At 45.7% G+C, this 486-nt stretch carries 1 pseudogene; it reads right to left on the bottom strand.

What is annotated here, in order from left to right:
- Positions 1-81: 81 nt before the first annotated feature.
- Positions 82-486, bottom strand: a pseudogene (locus OGY72_RS00005) (S-type pyocin domain-containing protein); the annotation flags it as partial.

Raw genomic sequence — 486 nt, 5'->3', positions numbered from 1 at the left:
GACGCCGGAGGAATATCGGCAACACAATCATTTGGCCGGGATCTCAAAAAATGCCTGGAACTAAAACGGGTCTATTTACACAGCCACTCTGTCAGTCATTTGTTCTATAATATCATCTTTCAGGTTTGGATATGTCCCTTTCAAATATATCCTAACCGCTTCCTTTGAAGGAATATGATCTACTTCATATAGGCCCTGCCTTGAACGGCCTTCAAAATTTCCGTAATAGTCAACTTCAAGATCCCCCACATCAGTTTTTTTAAAATACACATAAATCGCCGATACAACTCCCATCGGGTCAACAATGATAAAGTCATTGAAATCCCGGTCTTCGATAGGAAATGTTTCAATATTTGGCTTCTACTCCTCCGGGATCGGCGTGCCCGGTACGGAGGGTAACGGTTCGGGGGCCGGGTTAGGCAATCCCCAAATACCCCGAGAGTCCGGAACTGGTGTAGGTGGCGTGGAATAACCGCCTGTTTTACC

It is taken from the genome of Citrobacter sp. Cpo221 (assembly GCF_030332345.1).
GTDB classification, from domain to species: domain Bacteria; phylum Pseudomonadota; class Gammaproteobacteria; order Enterobacterales; family Enterobacteriaceae; genus Citrobacter; species Citrobacter portucalensis.
Note: the sequence above shows the minus strand (reverse complement) of the source record. Positions and strands in the feature narration are given on the sequence as shown.